The following is a 16,947-nucleotide window of genomic DNA, read 5'->3' on the forward strand; positions in this document are numbered from 1 at the left end:
CGTTTCGGACGCTCGTACGGAATGCGCGGGTGCGGGCCGGGGCGGCGGGGCAGGATGGCCCACGTTCGGTCGAGGGCGAGGGGGCGGGTTCGCATGACCCGGCGAGGAGCGGCTGCACGGATCGCGCGGGCGGCGGTCGTACGGGGTGCTGTCGTGGCAGCGGTGTGCGGCGCGTCGGTGGTGGCGCTGCCCGGTTCCGTGGCCGTGGCCGCGCCGGACGTCCCGGCGTACGCCTTCGCCGACGACGTCCGCCGCGCCGAGCCGGCCACCGACACCGGCGACGCGGTACGTCTGGAGCCGGGAGCGACCTACCGCAGCTCGCTCCCGCACGGCATCGGCACCGGCGACGGCAGCAGCGACGGGACCGGGGCGGACGGCAAGGTCTACTACCGCCTCGAACTCGACGCGGCCTCCACCGCGTACGTCTCCGTCACCGCGATCCCCCGCCCCGGCGCCGCACTCGCCGTGGGGGACGGCATCGGGGTCGCCGTGCAGAACGCCGACGGGACCTCCTGCTCCTACGACTCCGTGACCGTCGGCACCTCGCAGAGCCCACGGCCGATCACCGCCTGGGCGGCGCGCGAGATCCAGCCCGGGCGGGGGCTGTGCCAGGAGGCGGGCACGTACTACGTCGTCGTCGAACCCGTGGGCACCGGCACGGGCGGGCCGGGCGGTGGCTCGGGCGGCGCGGGTGACGACATCTGGGATCTGGAGATCGCGCCCGTCTCCGAGCCGCCCGTCGCGAAGGGCACCTCGACGAACGTGCCCGGAACCTGGAACTCCGCCACCCCCGCGCCCCCGACCGGAGAAGCGGAATCCGTGCACGGCGGCGCGGGCTTCACCGAGGCGGCGGCCGTGGCGCAGGGCGTCTGGGACGACGAGATCGTCCCCGGCCAGACCCTCTTCTACCGGGTCCCGGTCGACTGGGGCCGCCAGCTCTACGCCTCCGTCGAGGTGGGCAGCGGCCGCAAGAGCTCGGGGTTCGTGGTCGACGCCCTGGACCTCACCCTGCACAATCCGGTCCGCGCCAAGGTGGAGGAGGTCGGCGTCGGCTACGGCGGCACCCAGAAGTCGGCCGCCCTGGCCCCCGCCCCGCCGGTGCGCTACGCCAACCGGTACGCCCCGGCCAACCCCACCAAGAGCCTGCGCTTCGCCGGCGACCACTACCTCGTCGTCCATCTCGCCGCCGAGGTGGCCGACGCGTTCGGGGACGGCCCCTACGGGCTGACCCTGCGCGTGCGGCTCGGCGGGAGCGCGCAGCCGGGGCCCGGGTACCAGGGGCGGGCCGTGCCGAGGGGCGTCTTCGGCAAGGACTCGGGCCTCGCCGCGCCGACCGGGGCGGGACTGGGGGACCTGAAGGACCGGACGCGGGCCGCGTCGTCGGCGGACGGGGACGCCACCATGCGGGCGGTCGCCGCGGCCGGCTTCGGCACCGGGACCGCGCTGCTGCTCGTACTCGGCGGATGGACGCTCATCGGGAGGCGCCGGGCCGCGGCCTCGGCCTCCGCCGCCGGTCAGATCCGGGTCAGCGCCCAGAACCCCACGCCGTAGCAGGCAAGCGCCAGCAGCAGCAACGGCACGGCGACCTTGAGCGGCGGGCCGGGACGCGAGCGCCGTTTCGCGCGGCGCCCGCGCCGCCGCGGCCCGACGGCCACCGGCGCGGCGGCGGGCATTGCGGCGGGCGTCGCGGCGGGCGCGTCCTGGGCGGTGTACGACGCCGTGGACGGATCGGTCCGCTGCACGGGCGCCCGGCCGGGCAGCACGAAGGTGGCCTCGTGGGGCGCGACCGTGAGCGCGGGCGCCGGGGTCGCCTGCGGGGGCGGCAGCAGGAAGCTGCCGGTGTCCGACATGGACGGTGCGGGGGGTGGCGGGGTGGGCGAGGTGGGGTTCGAGGGCGGTGAGGGTGTGCCCTGACGGTCGGTGCGGGGAGGCGCTTCCGGGCGCTCCGGGACGGATCCCGTGCCCGGAGGGGCGGGCGGGGGCGGTGGTACGGGGCGGGCGGGCACGGGCGTCGCGAAGGGGGTCGACGTGGGCGTCGGCGGTGGCGTGGTCGGTGCGGCGGGCAGCGGGACGGACCCCGTGGACCCCATCGACCCCGTACCACCGCTGCCCGCGCCGGTGTTCATACCGTTCGGTGGACGGAGAACCGCCGGTTTCAGCGGGCCGTCGGGACCGAACCCCTTCGGCAGGGGCCCGATCTGGTCGAAGATCTCGATCAGCTCGTCGTCGGGCCCGGGTTCCGGGAGCAGTTCGACGGCCACCGCGAGCGCCTTGCGCGCCCCCGTCGCCGTGCGGAAACGGTCCTCCGGGTCGGGCTGGAGCAGGGCCGCCACGACCTGCCACAGCGGCTCGGGGATGCCCTTGGGCGCGCCCGGGGTGCCGTGTTCCGTGAAGTACTGGACGAGCGCCTTGGCGTCGGGCTTCGCGCCCTCCAGGAGATAGAGGGCCACCAGGCCGACGGCGAACAGGTCGGCCGGGAAGTCGGGTTCGGAGCCCATCATCTGCTCGGGGGCGAGGTAACCCGGCGTCCCCACCACGAGGTTGGTCTCGGTCAGCCGCGGTTCGCCGAGCCGCATCGCGATGCCGAAGTCGGACAGCCGCAGCCGGGGGCGGGCGGTGCCGGTGGCCTCCAGGAGCAGATTGGCCGGCTTGATGTCCCGGTGCACCACGCCCTCCGCGTGCACCGCGGCGAGGCCGGACAGTAGCTGGTCGAGCAGAGTGCAGACGAAGCCGGTCGGCAACGGGCCGTAGTCCCCGACGAGATGGACCAGGGAGCCGCCGCCCACCAGGTCCATGGTGAACAGGACCTTGTCGTCGTCCGCGGCCCAGCTCGCGGGCGCCAGCACATGGGGATGGTCGATGCGCAGCGCCTGCTCGCGCACGAACCGCAGCAGTGTGTGGGCGTCGCTCTGCTGGAGCACCTTGGCGGCCACGTAGCGGCGGCGGCGGTGGTCCCAGGCGCGCCATACCGCACCGACCCCGCCGCGCCCGATCGGGTCGGCCAGTTCGTACCGGCCGGCGAAGACCTCACCCATGGCAGTGCGTCGCCCCTCCCCTCGGGCTCGGATGCCCCTTGTTGTTCCCCTCGCTACCCCTCGACGGACGGTACGACCCCCGTGCCCCCCGAGGCATGCGATTCCCCCGTGTTCCCCGTACGCGCGATGTCCCCCGTGTCCCCCGTGTCCCCCGTGTCCCCCGTTTCTCGACTCACCGGCTGCCGAACCCCCTTCGGCGGCCGGGGCGAGGGGTCAGCCCTGGTGGGACTGGTAGTGCGTGACCGCGTCCGAGGTACGGCCGGCGCCGTACACCCGGAGGAACTCCGCCAGTTCGGGGTGGGTGGGGGCCAGGGTGTCCGCGGCGTCGATGATGTCGCCGGCGGCGGCCACCGAGCGCAGCAGCGACTGGATCTCGCGGACCACCCGCTTGACCGTGGGAGCGCCCGAACTGCTGGTCGTCGACGTGGTGTTGCTGAGCACCGAGCCCCCCTGCGACTGCTTGATCTCGTCCATCCGCTCGGTCGCCTCGGCGGCGCTGACACTGCCGTCCGCGACCTGTCCCGCCAGATCCTGGAGCAACTGCACGCGCTGCACCACGGCCGGGTTGCCGATCTTCGCCCGCTGACCGCTCATCAACTGGGACAGCATCGGCGCCGACAGCCCCAGAACCCCCGCGAGGCGGGCCTGGTTGAGGCCGAGATCGTCGATCAGCTTACGGAAGAGCGCCCCCAGCGGCTCCCCGTACCAGTTCCGCTGAAGCTCCCGCGCTCTCGCGGTCGCTTCCTGCTGTGCGGCGTCCATTGCGTCTCCCCATCGCTTCCCCAGAACATCCACGGTTCGCTGTAGCGAACCACGTCGAGCATCCTACGGAGAGTGGTCATCCGCGGGGAGCCCAATCCTTTTGCGAGATACCCCCGGTGACCCGGTACTCTGGTCTCCGGCGCCCGCCCGGTACACCTTTCCACCGGCCGGACGTCCTTCCGGGGCCTTAGCTCAGTTGGTAGAGCGCTGTCTTTGCATGGCAGATGTCAGGGGTTCGACTCCCCTAGGCTCCACAAAAAACGCCCTCCGAACTGCGGAAACGCAGTTTCGGAGGGCGTTCTTCGTGGAGCGGGGCGGGTCAGCTCTTGTCGTCGTCGCGGTGGGCCGCTTCGTCCTCGGCCTGTTTGGCCTGGACCTCGGGGTCCAGGACCGTGGTGTCGCGGCTGCCGTCGACCGAGGAGAGACCGCCGGAGGCGGGCATCTCGGTGGCGGCCGGGGGTTCGACCAGCCAGTCCGGGTTGGCCTGCTTGTCCCACCACTTCCAGGCGGCGAAGGCGCCGCCGGCGACCGCGCCGACCACGAGCAGGACCTTGGCGACCCGGCCCGCCCGTGCGCGCCGGCGGTGCTTGCGCACCAGCTTCTCGATCTCCTTCGGGGTGACCTGGCCGCGCAGCGCGGCCACGGCGGCCACACCGCGGGCGGTGGCCTCGTCCACCACGGGCGCGGCCGCGGCCACGGCCTGCTCGATCCGCGGCTTGGAGTACTCGGCGGCCTGACGGGAGTATTCGGCGGCCTGGCGCGCGGCCACCCGGGTCCGGGCGGCGGCCTCCTGGGCGACCAGGTCGACCTTGGACGGGACATGGGCCCTCGCCTGCTCCAGCCGGGGCGCGACATGGGCGTCGTACTGGACGCGGGCCTGTTCGGCGGCCTGCGACACCTTGGGCGCGAGTCGTACACGGGCTTCCTGCGCGTACAGCGCTGCCCTCTCCTTGGCCGTGTCGGCGTAGGGCGCCACCACTTCCGCGGCGTGCAGCACGCTGTCCTTCGCCGAGCCGGTCGCGGCGCGCACGCTGTCGATGCGGGTCACGGGTTTCCTCCTCCTCGGTGGCGTACGTTGATTCGACTTTCCACCCTTTTACGGATCATGCCTGCCGTGGCCCGTCCCGGCATGCAGGGACGGGCATCCGGGTGCCGATCCCTGTGATATCGGGTGAATCCGGGGCAACTGAGGGGTAACAGGGAGCTTGTCGTCGACACAGCCGACAATGCCACGGATCGGCGCCGCCCGCTCCTGTCCGGGCCGACCCGACGGCACTTTTCGGCGACACCCCGGATCCCCCACCGTACGAATCCGGCCGTGCGAGGATCGGGGGGATCACAGGAAGACATCGGAGGCACACCGTGGCCGAGCAGTTGTACGCCACCCTCAGGACCAGCCAGGGCGACATCGAGATCCGGCTGTTCCCGGACCACGCCCCGAAGACGGTCCGCAACTTCGTCGAGCTGGCCACCGGGGGCCGTGAGTGGGTCCACCCGGCCACCGGCGAGCGGTCCCACGGCAACCTCTACGACGGCACGGTCTTCCACCGGGTGATCAGCGGCTTCATGATCCAGGGCGGCGATCCGCTGGGCAACGGCACCGGCGGGCCCGGCTACCAGTTCGAGGACGAGTTCCACCCGGACCTGCGCTTCGACCGGCCGTACCTGCTGGCCATGGCCAACGCGGGGCCGGGCACCAACGGCTCGCAGTTCTTCATCACCGTCTCCCCGACGGCCTGGCTGAGCCGGAAGCACACCATCTTCGGCGAGGTCACCGACGCGGCGAGCCAGAAGGTCGTGGACGCCATCGCCGACGCCCAGACCAACCCGCGCACCGAGCGCCCGCTGCACGACGTGGTCATCCACTCGGTGACCGTGGAGAAGCGGTGACCATGGAGAGCCGAGCGCGCTGACGGGAACGAAAGCGCCCATCGGGAACCAAACACACCCGCCCGTCCGTACAGAGAGCGGGGCCCTTCCCGCCCCGACCCATCACCCGGGGGGAGCCCATGGACCAGGCGCCAGGCAACCGGCGGGACGACGCGCACCACAGCCTGCCCGGCTGCTACCGCCACCCGGACCGGGAGACCGGCGTCCGCTGCACCCGCTGCGAGCGTCCGATCTGCCCGGAGTGCATGGTCAGCGCGTCCGTCGGTTTCCAGTGCCCGTCCTGCGTCCGGGACGGCTCGGGGACCGGCCACTCCCCGTCGGCGTCCATGCCGCGCACCCTCGCCGGGGGCGCGGTCGCCGCCGATCCCCGGCTGATCACCAAGATCCTGATCGGGATCAACCTCGCGGTGTTCATCGCGATCAAGGCGAGTCCCTCGCTGCTGAACTCCCTGGTCCTGGTCGGCCAGTGGCCGCCCTTCCCCTTCACGCCCACCCAGGGCGTGGCGGAGGGCGAGTGGTACCGAATGATCACCTCGGCCTTCGCCCATGAGGCGATCTGGCACTTCGCTTTCAACATGCTCAGCCTGTGGTGGCTCGGCGGCCCCCTGGAGCAGGCCCTCGGCCGGGCCCGCTATCTGACCCTGTTCCTCATCTCCGGCCTGGCCGGCAGCGCCCTGAGCTATCTCCTGGCCTCGCCGAGCACCGCCACCCTCGGCGCGTCCGGCGCGGTCTACGGCCTGTTCGGCGCGATGGCCGTCCTGATGCGCCGGCTGCGCCAGGACATGCGGCCGATCATCGCCCTGCTGGCGATCAACCTGGTCCTCACCTTCGGGGTGAGCGGCATCTCGTGGCAGGCCCATGTCGGCGGCCTGGTCGCGGGTGTGGTGATGAGCTACGGCATGGTCCACGCCCCGCGCGAGCACCGGTCCCTGGTGCAGTTCGGGACCTGTGCGCTGGTGCTCGCGGTGGTGGTCGGGGCGACGCTCCTGAGGACCCTCCAGCTCACCTGAGCACCCGTTGTCCACAGTCCGTGGCGAATCTTGTGCACAACGTGCGGGAACAGCAGTGCCCCCTGTCACCGACCAGTGTTTCCGCAGGTCAGGCAGGGGGCGAACGTGCTTTCGAGTGGCGGTGACAGCCGGTAGTTACGTCACACCGGCGTCAACCTTCGATGAGTTATCCACAGATCGTCTTTCTTTTCCCCATGTGGAAAACCGCTGTGGATAACTCAGCGAACAGCCCTGGGCAGAGCTGGCGCAGCCGGCCGCTGAGCAGGTGGGACGGCTACTTCCACTGGGTGGAGACGCCGAACCCGGCCGCGATGAACCCGAAGCCGACGACGATGTTCCAGTTGCCGAGCTGGTCGATGGGCAGCGAGCCGTCGGTCACATAGAAGACGACGATCCAGGCCAGCCCGATGAGGAACATCGCCAGCATCACCGGCGCGACCCAGGCACGGTTGGTCAGCTTGATCGCGGTCGCCTGCTTCGCCGGCGGCGGCGTGTAATCGGCCTTCTTGCGGATACGTGACTTCGGCACGAGGGTCTCTCCTGTCGATGCGCTGCGTGGCCGCGCAGGTGCTGGTCGGGCTCGGGGGCTGCGTACTAGGGGACTGAAGGGCTCCCCCGGGCGTCCGTTAGCGTAGTGCTTCTACGGCGCCGAAGGAGATAAGGGTACGTTGAGCAATTCTGCCGACTCCCCCGGGACGGGTTCAACGCCCCGTTTCCGTCCTGTGCGCCTGCTCACGGCCGGAGTCTTCGCGCTGGCCGGTCTTCTCTTCATGACCAGCTTCAACACCGCCAAGGGCACCAACCTGCGCACGGACGCCTCGCTGCTGAAGCTCTCGGACCTCATCCACGAGCGCAGCCAGAAGAACGGCGACCTGGACGAGTCCAACGCCGCCCTGCGCGACCAGGTGGAGTCGCTGGCCAAGGCCGGTGACGGCAGCACCAGCGCCGAGGACGAGAAGCTCGCGGAGCTGGAGCGGGCCGCGGGCACCGACCCGCTCAAGGGCGAGGCGATCACCGTCACGCTGAACGACGCCCCGCCGAACGCCACCGCCAAGCTCCCCGGCTACCCCGAGCCGCAGCCCGACTACCTGGTCATCCACCAGCAGGACCTTCAGGCCGTGGTGAACGCGCTCTGGCAGGGCGGCGCCGAGGGCATCAAGGTCATGGACCAGCGGCTGATCTCCACCAGCGCCGTGCGCTGCGTCGGCAACACCCTGATCCTCCAGGGCCGGGTCTACTCACCGCCGTACACGATCCAGGCGGTCGGGGACCCGCAGAAGCTCCAGAAGGCGCTGGCACAGTCCCCGGCGATCCAGAACTACATGGTCTACGTCAATGTCTACGGCCTCGGCTGGAAAGTCACCGAGGACGGGGCGGTGACTCTGCCGGGCTACTCGGGCACAGTGGATCTGCACTACGCGAAGCCCGTGGAGTAGAAGCCGTGGAGTAGGACCCGTGGAGTAGAAGCACCTTTCCGGACCTTCTGGAGCCGCCGGTGCGGGTGATCGTCAGGACGTTCAGCGAACTGTGTGTCACCGTGGGCGCCGTCATCGTGCTCTTCGTCGGCTACGCCCTGTTCTGGACCGGCGTCCGCGCCGACAGCGCCATGGACGACCAGATCCACGACCTCCGCGACCAGTGGGCCCGTCAGGAGCCGGACCGCCCCGCCGCCGCCCCCAGCACCACCCCGCCGCCGACGCCGTACCGGAACGGACGGCCTTTCGCGATCATGTACATCCCGCGGCTCGGTTTCACGTGGAACAAGCCGGTCCTCGAAGGCACCTCGACCGCCACCCTGAAGAAGGGCCTCGGGCACTACGCGGGCACCGCCCGGCTCGGAGGGACCGGCAACTTCTCCGTCGCCGGCCACCGGCGCACCTACGGCGACCCGTTCAAGGACTTTCCGCGGCTCAGACGGGGTGACGCGGTGGTGCTGACCGACGGCACGACCTGGTTCACGTATCGGATCGACAAAGGGCCCTACAAAACCGTCCCCTCGGACATCGAGGTGATTGACGCTGTGCCACGTAAGTCGGGGTATACGCGTCCGGGCCGGTATCTGACGCTGACCACGTGCGATCCCGAATGGGGCCACAGTCACCGGCTGATCGTCTGGGCGCACCTGGACTCGACCCAGCCTGTGGAGGCAGGCCAACCCAAGGCCCTGCGCCGTTAGTCTGGTGACGTACGGCGTGAGTCAGGTGCCGTGGTGCGACGGAAGGGACGGCATGTACGGCTGGATCTGGCGGCATCTGCCGGGAAACGCCTTCGTGAGGGCGCTGATCTCTCTCGTGCTGATACTCGCTGTCGTATATGTCCTGTTCCAGTACGTCTTTCCGTGGGCCGAACCGCTGCTTCCCTTCAACGATGTGACGGTGGACAACCAGTGAGCGCGCGCATTCTCGTCGTGGACAACTACGACAGCTTCGTCTTCAACCTGGTCCAGTACCTGTACCAACTGGGCGCCGAGTGCGAGGTCCTGCGCAACGACGAGGTCTCCACCGGCCACGCCCAGGACGGTTTCGACGGCGTCCTGCTCTCGCCCGGCCCCGGTACGCCCGAGGAGGCCGGGGTCTGCATCGAGATGGTCCGGCACTGCGCGGCCACCGGTGTCCCCGTCTTCGGCGTCTGCCTCGGCATGCAGTCCATGCAGGTCGCGTACGGCGGGGTGGTGGACCGGGCGCCGGAGCTGCTGCACGGCAAGACCTCGCCGGTGGAGCACGAGGGCAAGGGCGTCTTCGCCGGGCTGCCGTCCCCCTTCATCGCGACCCGCTACCACTCGCTGGCCGCGGAGCCGGCGACGGTCCCGGCCGAGCTGGAGGTCACGGCCCGCACCCACGACGGGATCGTCATGGGCCTGCGCCACCGCGAACTGCCCGTCGAGGGCGTCCAGTTCCACCCGGAGTCGGTGCTCACCGAACACGGGCACCGGATGCTGGCCAACTGGCTGGTGGAGTGCGGCGACCAGGGCGCGGTGGCGAGGTCGGCGGGGCTCGCCCCGGTGGTGGGCAGGGCCACGGCGTGACCGCGCTGCGCCCCGAGCGCGAGGACGCGTACGGCACCGCTCCGTACGCGCCCTACGGCGGCGAGCGGTACGGCGCGGATCCGTACGAGGGTGCTCCCTACGGCGGTGACGCACAGGGCGGTGACGCCTACGGCGGTGCCGCACAAGGCGGTGCGGCGTACGGCGGTGCCGCGCCGGGTGGTGCCTTGTACGGCGGTACGGCGTACGGCGACGGTTCGTACGGCGGGCAGGCGGGTGCGGTCGGGCAGGGCGGCCAGGTCGGACAGCAGTCGCGCGCCGGGGACACGTACCGCGGGGAGACCTACCGTGGGGAGGCGTATGCGCCGCCGCCCGCCGACGACGAGACGGTGGCGCTGCGGCTGCCGGAGCCCCCGCCCGCCCCGTACCGCGGCACGCCCAGATCCGCCTCTGACGCCCCGACGGGCTCGGCGGCCGACGGAACCGCCGACGGCGGACGCGCGGCCCGCAGAAAGGCGGCCAAGGGCCGCCACGGCCGTCATGGGGGCGTGTCCTCGGCCGCGCACGACCCCCTGGACCCGTTCGCGCCGGGCGAGCGCCCCCTGTCGAGGGTCGAGGCGCGCCGGCGGCAGCGGGCGCGCAAGCCCAGCCCGGCGGTGGTCGCGAGCCGGGCGGTCGGCGAGGTGTTCATCACCACCGGCGTGCTGATGCTGCTGTTCGTCACCTACCAGCTCTGGTGGACCAACGTCCGCGCGCACGCGCAGGCCAGCGCGGAGGCCGACAGCCTCCAGGACGACTGGGCGAGCGGCAAGGGCAACCCCGGCACCTTCTCGCCGGGTCAGGGCTTCGCCATCCTGCACATCCCCAAGCTGGACGTGGTGGTGCCCATCGCGGAGGGCGTCAGCAACAAGAAGGTGCTCGACAAGGGCATGGTCGGGCACTACGGCGAGGAAGAGCTGAAGACTGCCATGCCCCAGGACAAGACCGGCAACTTCGGCCTCGCGGGGCACCGCAACACGCACGGCGAGCCCTTCCGGTACATCAACCGGCTCAGCGCGGGCGACGCGATCGTCGTCGAGACGCAGGACGAGTACTTCGTCTACAAGATGGCCTCGATCCTGCCGGTGACCTCGCCCAGCAACACCAGCGTGCTCGACGCGGTGCCGGCGGGTTCCGGATTCACCAAGCCGGGCCGGTACATCACGCTCACCACCTGTACGCCGGAGTTCACCAGCAAGTACCGGATGATCGTCTGGGGCAAGATGGTCGAGGAACGGCCGCGCAGCAAGGGCAAGCCGGATGCGCTGGTCCAGTAAGAGCCTGTGCAAGGGCTTCGATTAGGGGCAGAGGATCGTGGCAGCGACCACCGACGACACCGACAACGCGGCGCACACCGACACGCCCGCGTCCGCACCGGCGCCGCGGCGCCGCAGGGGCGGGAAGATCGCGTTCGCGGTCAGCGTCTTCGGTGAACTCCTCATCACCGCCGGGCTGGTGCTCGGTCTGTTCGTCGTCTACTCCCTGTGGTGGACCAACGTCGTAGCCGACCGCCACGCCGACCGGCAGGGCGACAAGGTGCGCGACAACTGGGCCAGGGAGGACACCGGTCCGGGGGCGCTGGACACCAAGGACGGCATCGGCTTCCTGCACGTCCCCGCCATGAGCGGCAAGGAGGTGCTGGTCGAGAAGGGCACCACGTCCGCCGTCCTCAACGACGGCGTCGCCGGCTACTACACCGAGCCCCTCAAGGCCACGCTGCCCACCACCGGCAAGAAGGGCAACTTCACCCTCGCCGCCCACCGCGACGGCCACGGCGCGAAGTTCCACGACATCGACAAGCTGGAGAAGGGCGACCCGATCGTCTTCGAGACGAAGGACGACTGGTACGTCTACAAGGTCTTCGCCGTCCTGCCCGAGACGTCGAAGTACAACGTCGAGGTCCTGGGCGCGATCCCCAAGGAGTCCGGCAAGAAGAAGGCCGGCCACTACATCACCCTGACCACCTGCACCCCGGTCTACACGAGCCGCTACCGCTACGTGGTCTGGGGCGAACTGGACCGAGTGGAAAAGGTCGACGCGAACCGCACCCCACCGAAGGAACTCGGCTGACGCGGAGCGGCGGAGCACAAGGGAAGGGCCCCACCGGACGCATCCGGTGGGGCCCTTCCTCTGCCTGCCTGTGCGGCTAGCCTCCGTTGTTCCCGCCGAAGAATCCGCCGCCGCCGTCGTTGCCGCCGTTGTTCCCGCCGCCCTTGACCGCGATCAGGTTGACGGTCTGGCCCCGGTTGACCTGGGTGCCGGGGGCCGGGTCGGAGTTGAAGACCGTGGCGTCGTCGTCCTGGGAGCCGGTGATGCTGCCGACGGTCAGGCCCGCGTTCTGGATGGCCTGCTTGGCGTCCTTCAGGCTCATGCCCTGGAGGTTGCCCGGCACCTGGGTCTGGGTGCTCTTGCCGATCTGGATCTGGACCGTGGAGCCCTTGTCGGCCTGGGAGCCGATGGACGGGCTGGTCGAGATGACCTTGCCGACCTGGTTCTGGTCCTGGGTGTCGACCTCGACGCAGTTGCCGGTCAGGTTGTTCTGCTGCATCTGCGCCTTGGCCTCGTCACAGGACTTGCCCGAGACGTCCGGCACGGTGGCCTTCTCGACGGCCTTGGCGATGGTCAGGGTGATCTTCGTGCCCTTCTCCACCTCCTCGCCGAGGTTGGGGTCCTGGTCGGTGACCGTCCCGGGCTCCTCGGTGGAGATCTCTTCCTTGACCTCCACGTCGAAGCCGTACTTGTCGGCCTCCAGGATCCGCTTCGCCTCGTCGAGCGACTTGCCGAGCACACTCGGGACGGCCACCTTCGGCGCCCCGGTCGAGACGACGAGGTTGACGGTGTCGCCCTTGTTGACGTTCTGGCCGATCGCGGGGTCCTGCGAGCAGATGTTGCCCTTCGGCTGGTCGTCGCAGGGTTTCTGGACGAAGACCGGCTTCAGGTCGACGTTCTCGGCCATCGTCTTGGCTTCGGCCTGCGTGTGGTTCACGAAATTCGGCACCGCGAACGGCTTGTCCGCCGCCTTGCCGCTGAAGGCCCACTTGCCGATCAGGATCGCGCCGACGAGCACCAGGACCGCGGCCACCACGAGCAGGATCGTCGAGGTGTTCGACTTCTTCTGGCGGCGTCGGTCCGGGCGGTCGTCGTAGCCGTAGCCGCTGTCGTCCGGGTTCATGGGCGGCAGCATCGACGTGGCGCCGGCCTCCGCCTGGCGCAGGGCCGTGGTGGCCTGGTCGTCGCCGTAGCCGGCGTAGCCGACCGAGCCCATCGCCGCCGTCGCCGCGACCGGCTGGCCGTCGAGGCACGCCTCGATGTCCGCGCGCATCTCGTCGGCCGACTGGTAGCGGTAGTTCGGGTCCTTGACCAGCGCCCGCAGGACGATCGAGTCCATCTCCGGGGTGATCTCGGGGTCGAAGACGCTCGGCGGCTGCGGCTCCTCCCGCACGTGCTGGTAGGCCACGGCCACCGGGGAGTCGCCCACGAACGGCGGGCGGACCGTCAGCAGCTCGTAGAGCAGGCAGCCGGTCGAGTAGAGGTCCGACCGCGCGTCGACCTGCTCGCCCTTGGCCTGCTCCGGGGAGAGGTACTGGGCGGTGCCGATCACCGCGGACGTCTGCGTCATGGTCATGCCGGAGTCGCCCATCGCGCGGGCGATGCCGAAGTCCATGACCTTGACCTGGCCGTTGCGCGTCAGCATGACGTTCGCCGGCTTGATGTCCCGGTGCACGATGCCCGCGCGGTGCGAGTACTCCAGCGCCTGGAGGATGCCGATGGTCATCTCCAGCGTCCGCTCCGGCAGCAGCTTGCGGCCGGAGTGGAGCAGCTCACGGAGCGTGGAGCCGTCGACGTACTCCATGACGATGTACGGGATCGAGACCCCGTCCATGTAGTCCTCGCCCGTGTCGTAGACCGCGACGATCGCGGGGTGGTTGAGCGAGGCGGCCGACTGGGCCTCCCGGCGGAACCGGGCCTGGAAGGAAGGGTCGCGCGCGAGGTCCACGCGCAGCGTCTTCACCGCCACGGTGCGGCCGAGCCGGATGTCATGTGCGAGGTAGACCTCGGCCATGCCACCACGGCCGAGCACATGGCCCAGCTCGTACCGGCCGCCGAGGCGACGCGGCTCTTCCATAGCTACCTACCAGCCCTCTCCGTCGGTCCCGACCGGCACACTTGTGCGGTCGAAGGCTGCCGTCCGGGCATACCGTACCCGTATGGCGCTGTGTGACCTGGCCAAGCCCGCCACCTGATGCAGGACCGGTATCGCAACGTGCACCGATGTGAAGGCGACGTGATGGGGGTCACTTCTTACTGTCGATGACTGCCTTCATCACGTCCTTCGCGATCGGGGCCGCCAGACCGCCGCCGCTGATGTCGCCGCGGTTGGCGGAACCGTCCTCCACGACCACCGCGACGGCCACCGGGGCGCTGCCGTCGGACAGCTTGGCGTACGAGATGAACCAGGCGTACGGCTTCTCGCTGTTGTTGAGGCCGTGCTGGGCGGTACCGGTCTTGCCGCCCACCGTGACGCCGGAGATCCTGGCGTTGCCGCCGGTGCCCTGCGGGTCGTTGACGACCGTCTCCATCATCTTCTGGAGCTTCTGCGCGGTTTCCGAGGACACCGCCTGGTGCAGCTCCTGCGGCTCGGTCGTCTCGATGGTGTCCAGGTTCGGGGCCTTGAGCTGGTCGACCATGTACGGCTTCATCAGCTTGCCGTCGTTGGCGACCGCCGCGGCGACCATGGCCATCTGGAGCGGGGTGGCGCGGTTGGACGCCTGGCCGATGCCGTCCATGGCGTTCTGCGGCGCGTTGTCCTCGGGGTAGATCGACTCGGCGGCGCGGACCGGGGTGTCCAGCTCCTTGTCGTTGAAGCCGAACTTCTCCGCCTGCTCGATCATGCCCTCGTTGCCGACGTTGTCGGCCATCTTCGCGAAGACGGTGTTGCAGGACACCATCAGCGCGTACTGCAGACTCGCGTTCTCGCAGTCACCGTGCTCGTTGGTGAGGTCGGTGGTGGTCTGCGGGAGCTGGTACGGGTCGGGCGTCTTGGTGGCGTCGTCGATCCCGGACACCTCGCCGTTCTCCAGCGCGGCGGCGGCCGTGACGACCTTGAACGTGGAGCCCGGCGGGTACGTCTCGCGCAGCGCGCGGTTGAGCATCGGGTTGTCCGGGTTGTTCTCCTTCTGCACCGCCTTCCACGCCTTCTCGTCCGAACCGGAGGTGCCGGCGAACTTCGACGGGTCGTACGACGGTGTGGAGACCAGCGCCAGGATCTTGCCGGTGGACGGCTCGATCGCGGCGACCGCGCCCCGCCGGTTGCCCAGACCCTGGTACGCGGCCTTCTGCGCGGCCGCGTTCAGGGTGGTGACGACGCTGCCGCCCTCCTTCTTCTTGCCCGTGATCATGTCGAGCGTGTTGCGGAAGAAGAGCCGGTCGTCGTTGCCGGTGAGGATGCCGTCCTCCAGCTTCTCGAGCTGGTTGGCGCCGAACGCCTGCGACGAATAGCCGGTGACCGGCGCCCACATGGCGCCGTTGGTCCAGGTGCGCTTGTACTTGAAGTCGCCGCCCTCGGACTCCACGGAGCCCGTGATGGCCTTGCCCTCGACGATGATGTCGCCGCGCGGCGTCGCGTACCGGGCGATGTTCACACGGCGGTTCTCGCTGTCGCTCGCCAGGTCGTCGGCCTTGGCGTACTGGAGCCAGTTGTCGCGGATGAGCAGGGTGAGGATCAGGAGTCCGCAGAAGATCGCGATCCGGCGCAGGGGCTTGTTCATGACGGGCGGACCACCTGGGTCATCTCGGCGTCGGGGTTGGAGGCGGGGGCCGGTGCCGGGCGGCGCGCGGTGTCGCTGATCCTGATCAGAATGCCGATCAGCGCCCAGTTGGCGATGACGGACGAACCGCCGTACGCCAGGAACGGCATCGTCATACCGGTGAGCGGGATGAGACCCATCACACCGCCGGCGACGACGAACACCTGGAGGGCGAAGGCGCCGGACAGGCCGATGGCGAGCAGCTTGCCGAACGGGTCGCGGGCGGCGAGGGCGGTGCGCACGCCGCGCTCCACGATCAGGCCGTACAGCAGCAGCAGGGCCATGATCCCGGCCAGGCCCAGCTCCTCGCCGAAGGTGGCGAGGATGAAGTCGGAGTTGGCGGCGAACCGGATCAGCTCGGAGTGCCCCTGGCCCCAGCCGGTGCCGAGGGTGCCGCCGGAGCCGAAGGCCCAGAGGGCCTGCATGGCCTGCTCGGAGTGGCCGACCTGGCCCGCGCGGGAGAGCGTGTACTCCTTCATCGGGTCGAGCCACGCCTGCACACGCTGCTGGACGTGCGGTTCGAAGCTGGCCACGCCGACCGCGCCGGCACCGGACATCAGCAGACCGAAGACGATCCAGCTCGTCCGCTCGGTGGCGACGTACAGCATGATCACGAACATGCCGAAGAACAGCAGCGAGGTACCGAGGTCGGTCTCGAAGACCAGGATGAGGATCGAGATGAACCAGACGACCAGGATCGGGCCCAGGTCGCGGCCGCGCGGCAGGTAGAGGCCGAGGAAGCGGCGGCTGGCCAGCGCGAGCGCGTCGCGCTTCACCATCAGATAGCCGGCGAAGAAGATCGCCAGGACGATCTTGGCGAACTCACCGGGCTGGATGGAGAAACCGGCGACCGAGATCCAGATCTTGGCGCCGTAGATGTTCTTGCCGAGGCCCGGTACCAGCGGGAGCAGCAGCAGGAAGAGCGCGCCGACCATCGAGATGTAGGTGTAGCGCTGGAGCGCCCGGTGGTCCTTGAGGAAGAACAGCACCACGATGAAGAGCGCGATGCCCATGGCCGTGTACAGCAGTTGGCGCGGTGCCGCGGTGCCCGCCTGCTCGATGGACTGGAGCAGCTTGGACTGGTCCAGCCGCCAGATCGCCACCAGCCCCAGCCCGTTGAGCAGGGTCGCCAGCGGCAGCAGCAGCGGGTCGGCGTAGGGCGCGAACTTGCGGACCACGAGGTGGGCGATGCCCGCCAGCAGCCCCAGCCCGAGGCCGTAGGCGAGCAGCCCGGACGGGACCTGCTCGTTGATCGCGAGGCCCACGTTGGCATAGGCGAAGACCGGGATCAGGACGGCGAACACCAGGAGCGCCAGCTCGGTGTTGCGCCGGCTCGGGGTGCCGATCGAGCCGATCGTGGACGTGTGATGCGACGGCGTGTTCGTAGTACTGCTCATGGTCTGACAGGGCCTCTCACGGCT

The 16,947-nt window shown here is 70.0% G+C and carries 16 protein-coding genes and 1 tRNA gene; 10 read left to right on the plus strand and 7 right to left on the minus strand.

Annotated features, from left to right (window positions below; all coding sequences use genetic code 11):
• Positions 1-93: 93 nt before the first annotated feature.
• A complete protein-coding gene (locus AFM16_RS20010; protein WP_078634142.1) occupies positions 94-1,551 on the plus strand; it encodes a hypothetical protein in 1,458 nt (485 codons plus the stop codon).
• Here AFM16_RS20010 and AFM16_RS20015 read toward each other — a convergent pair.
• Together AFM16_RS20015 and AFM16_RS20025 are read right to left on the minus strand one after the other, a co-directional pair.
• Entirely contained in the window at positions 1,515-3,035 is a 1,521-nt protein-coding gene (locus AFM16_RS20015; RefSeq protein WP_078634143.1) for a serine/threonine-protein kinase, read from the minus strand. The genes AFM16_RS20010 and AFM16_RS20015 overlap by 37 nt on opposite strands.
• A gap of 213 nt (positions 3,036-3,248) precedes the next feature.
• On the minus strand, positions 3,249-3,797 hold the full coding sequence (locus tag AFM16_RS20025) for a helix-turn-helix domain-containing protein (RefSeq protein ID WP_030781380.1): 549 nt from the start codon (positions 3,795-3,797) through the stop codon (positions 3,249-3,251).
• Positions 3,798-3,978: 181 nt separating this feature from the next.
• Between AFM16_RS20025 and AFM16_RS20030 the strand changes: the two genes are divergently transcribed.
• Positions 3,979-4,051, plus strand: a tRNA-Ala gene (locus tag AFM16_RS20030).
• A gap of 65 nt (positions 4,052-4,116) precedes the next feature.
• Here AFM16_RS20030 and AFM16_RS20035 read toward each other — a convergent pair.
• Positions 4,117-4,845 (minus strand): DUF5324 family protein, encoded by a 729-nt coding sequence (locus AFM16_RS20035; RefSeq protein ID WP_078634145.1) that lies wholly within the window; start codon positions 4,843-4,845, stop codon positions 4,117-4,119.
• Between the two features lie 314 nt (positions 4,846-5,159).
• Here AFM16_RS20035 and AFM16_RS20040 point away from each other — a divergent pair, with 314 nt between their 5' ends.
• Together AFM16_RS20040 and AFM16_RS20045 are read left to right on the plus strand one after the other, a co-directional pair.
• Entirely contained in the window at positions 5,160-5,687 is a 528-nt protein-coding gene (locus AFM16_RS20040; protein ID WP_030781392.1) for a peptidylprolyl isomerase, read from the plus strand.
• 119 nt (positions 5,688-5,806) lie between these two features.
• On the plus strand, positions 5,807-6,697 hold the full coding sequence (locus AFM16_RS20045) for a rhomboid family intramembrane serine protease (protein WP_078634146.1): 891 nt from the start codon (positions 5,807-5,809) through the stop codon (positions 6,695-6,697).
• 274 nt (positions 6,698-6,971) lie between these two features.
• On the opposite strand, the gene crgA is transcribed toward AFM16_RS20045, so the two are convergent.
• The gene (gene crgA, locus AFM16_RS20050; protein ID WP_030665812.1) at positions 6,972-7,226 is read right to left on the minus strand and encodes a cell division protein CrgA; all 255 of its coding nucleotides are present in this window, start codon (positions 7,224-7,226) and stop codon (positions 6,972-6,974) included.
• A 139-nt stretch (positions 7,227-7,365) separates the two neighbouring features.
• On the opposite strand from crgA, the gene AFM16_RS20055 reads away from it, so the two are divergent.
• Genes AFM16_RS20055 through AFM16_RS20080 form a run of 6 tightly spaced genes read left to right on the plus strand, consistent with a single transcriptional unit; the run spans position 7,366 to position 11,789 of the window.
• Complete coding sequence (locus tag AFM16_RS20055) at positions 7,366-8,133, plus strand: DUF881 domain-containing protein (RefSeq protein WP_078634147.1); 768 nt, start codon at positions 7,366-7,368, stop codon at positions 8,131-8,133.
• 59 nt (positions 8,134-8,192) lie between these two features.
• Entirely contained in the window at positions 8,193-8,873 is a 681-nt protein-coding gene (locus AFM16_RS20060; protein ID WP_030781400.1) for a class E sortase, read from the plus strand.
• A 4-nt stretch (positions 8,874-8,877) separates the two neighbouring features.
• Positions 8,878-9,087 (plus strand): hypothetical protein, encoded by a 210-nt coding sequence (locus AFM16_RS20065; protein ID WP_078634148.1) that lies wholly within the window; start codon positions 8,878-8,880, stop codon positions 9,085-9,087.
• Complete coding sequence (locus AFM16_RS20070) at positions 9,084-9,722, plus strand: aminodeoxychorismate/anthranilate synthase component II (protein ID WP_078634149.1); 639 nt, start codon at positions 9,084-9,086, stop codon at positions 9,720-9,722. The genes AFM16_RS20065 and AFM16_RS20070 overlap by 4 nt, the downstream gene beginning before the upstream one ends.
• Positions 9,719-10,996: a class E sortase gene (locus AFM16_RS20075; RefSeq protein ID WP_266370931.1), complete on the plus strand. Its 1,278-nt coding sequence runs from the start codon at positions 9,719-9,721 to the stop codon at positions 10,994-10,996. The genes AFM16_RS20070 and AFM16_RS20075 overlap by 4 nt, the downstream gene beginning before the upstream one ends.
• 37 nt (positions 10,997-11,033) lie before the next feature.
• Positions 11,034-11,789 carry a class E sortase gene (locus tag AFM16_RS20080; RefSeq protein ID WP_078634150.1) on the plus strand — a complete coding sequence of 252 codons (756 nt, stop codon included), beginning with the start codon at positions 11,034-11,036 and terminating at the stop codon, positions 11,787-11,789.
• 76 nt (positions 11,790-11,865) lie between these two features.
• Here AFM16_RS20080 and pknB read toward each other — a convergent pair whose 3' ends face one another.
• The 3 genes from pknB to AFM16_RS20095 all read right to left on the minus strand — a co-directional run bounded on the left by pknB (position 11,866) and on the right by AFM16_RS20095 (position 16,923).
• Positions 11,866-13,845: a Stk1 family PASTA domain-containing Ser/Thr kinase gene (gene pknB, locus AFM16_RS20085; RefSeq protein ID WP_078634151.1), complete on the minus strand. Its 1,980-nt coding sequence runs from the start codon at positions 13,843-13,845 to the stop codon at positions 11,866-11,868.
• Positions 13,846-14,014: 169 nt separating this feature from the next.
• Complete coding sequence (locus tag AFM16_RS20090) at positions 14,015-15,487, minus strand: penicillin-binding transpeptidase domain-containing protein (RefSeq protein WP_030781418.1); 1,473 nt, start codon at positions 15,485-15,487, stop codon at positions 14,015-14,017.
• Complete coding sequence (locus AFM16_RS20095; RefSeq protein WP_078634152.1) at positions 15,484-16,923, minus strand: FtsW/RodA/SpoVE family cell cycle protein; 1,440 nt, start codon at positions 16,921-16,923, stop codon at positions 15,484-15,486. The genes AFM16_RS20090 and AFM16_RS20095 overlap by 4 nt, the downstream gene beginning before the upstream one ends.
• Between the last annotated feature and the right edge of the window lie 24 nt (positions 16,924-16,947).

The organism is Streptomyces antibioticus (assembly GCF_002019855.1).
In the GTDB taxonomy this organism is placed as follows: domain Bacteria; phylum Actinomycetota; class Actinomycetes; order Streptomycetales; family Streptomycetaceae; genus Streptomyces; species Streptomyces antibioticus_B.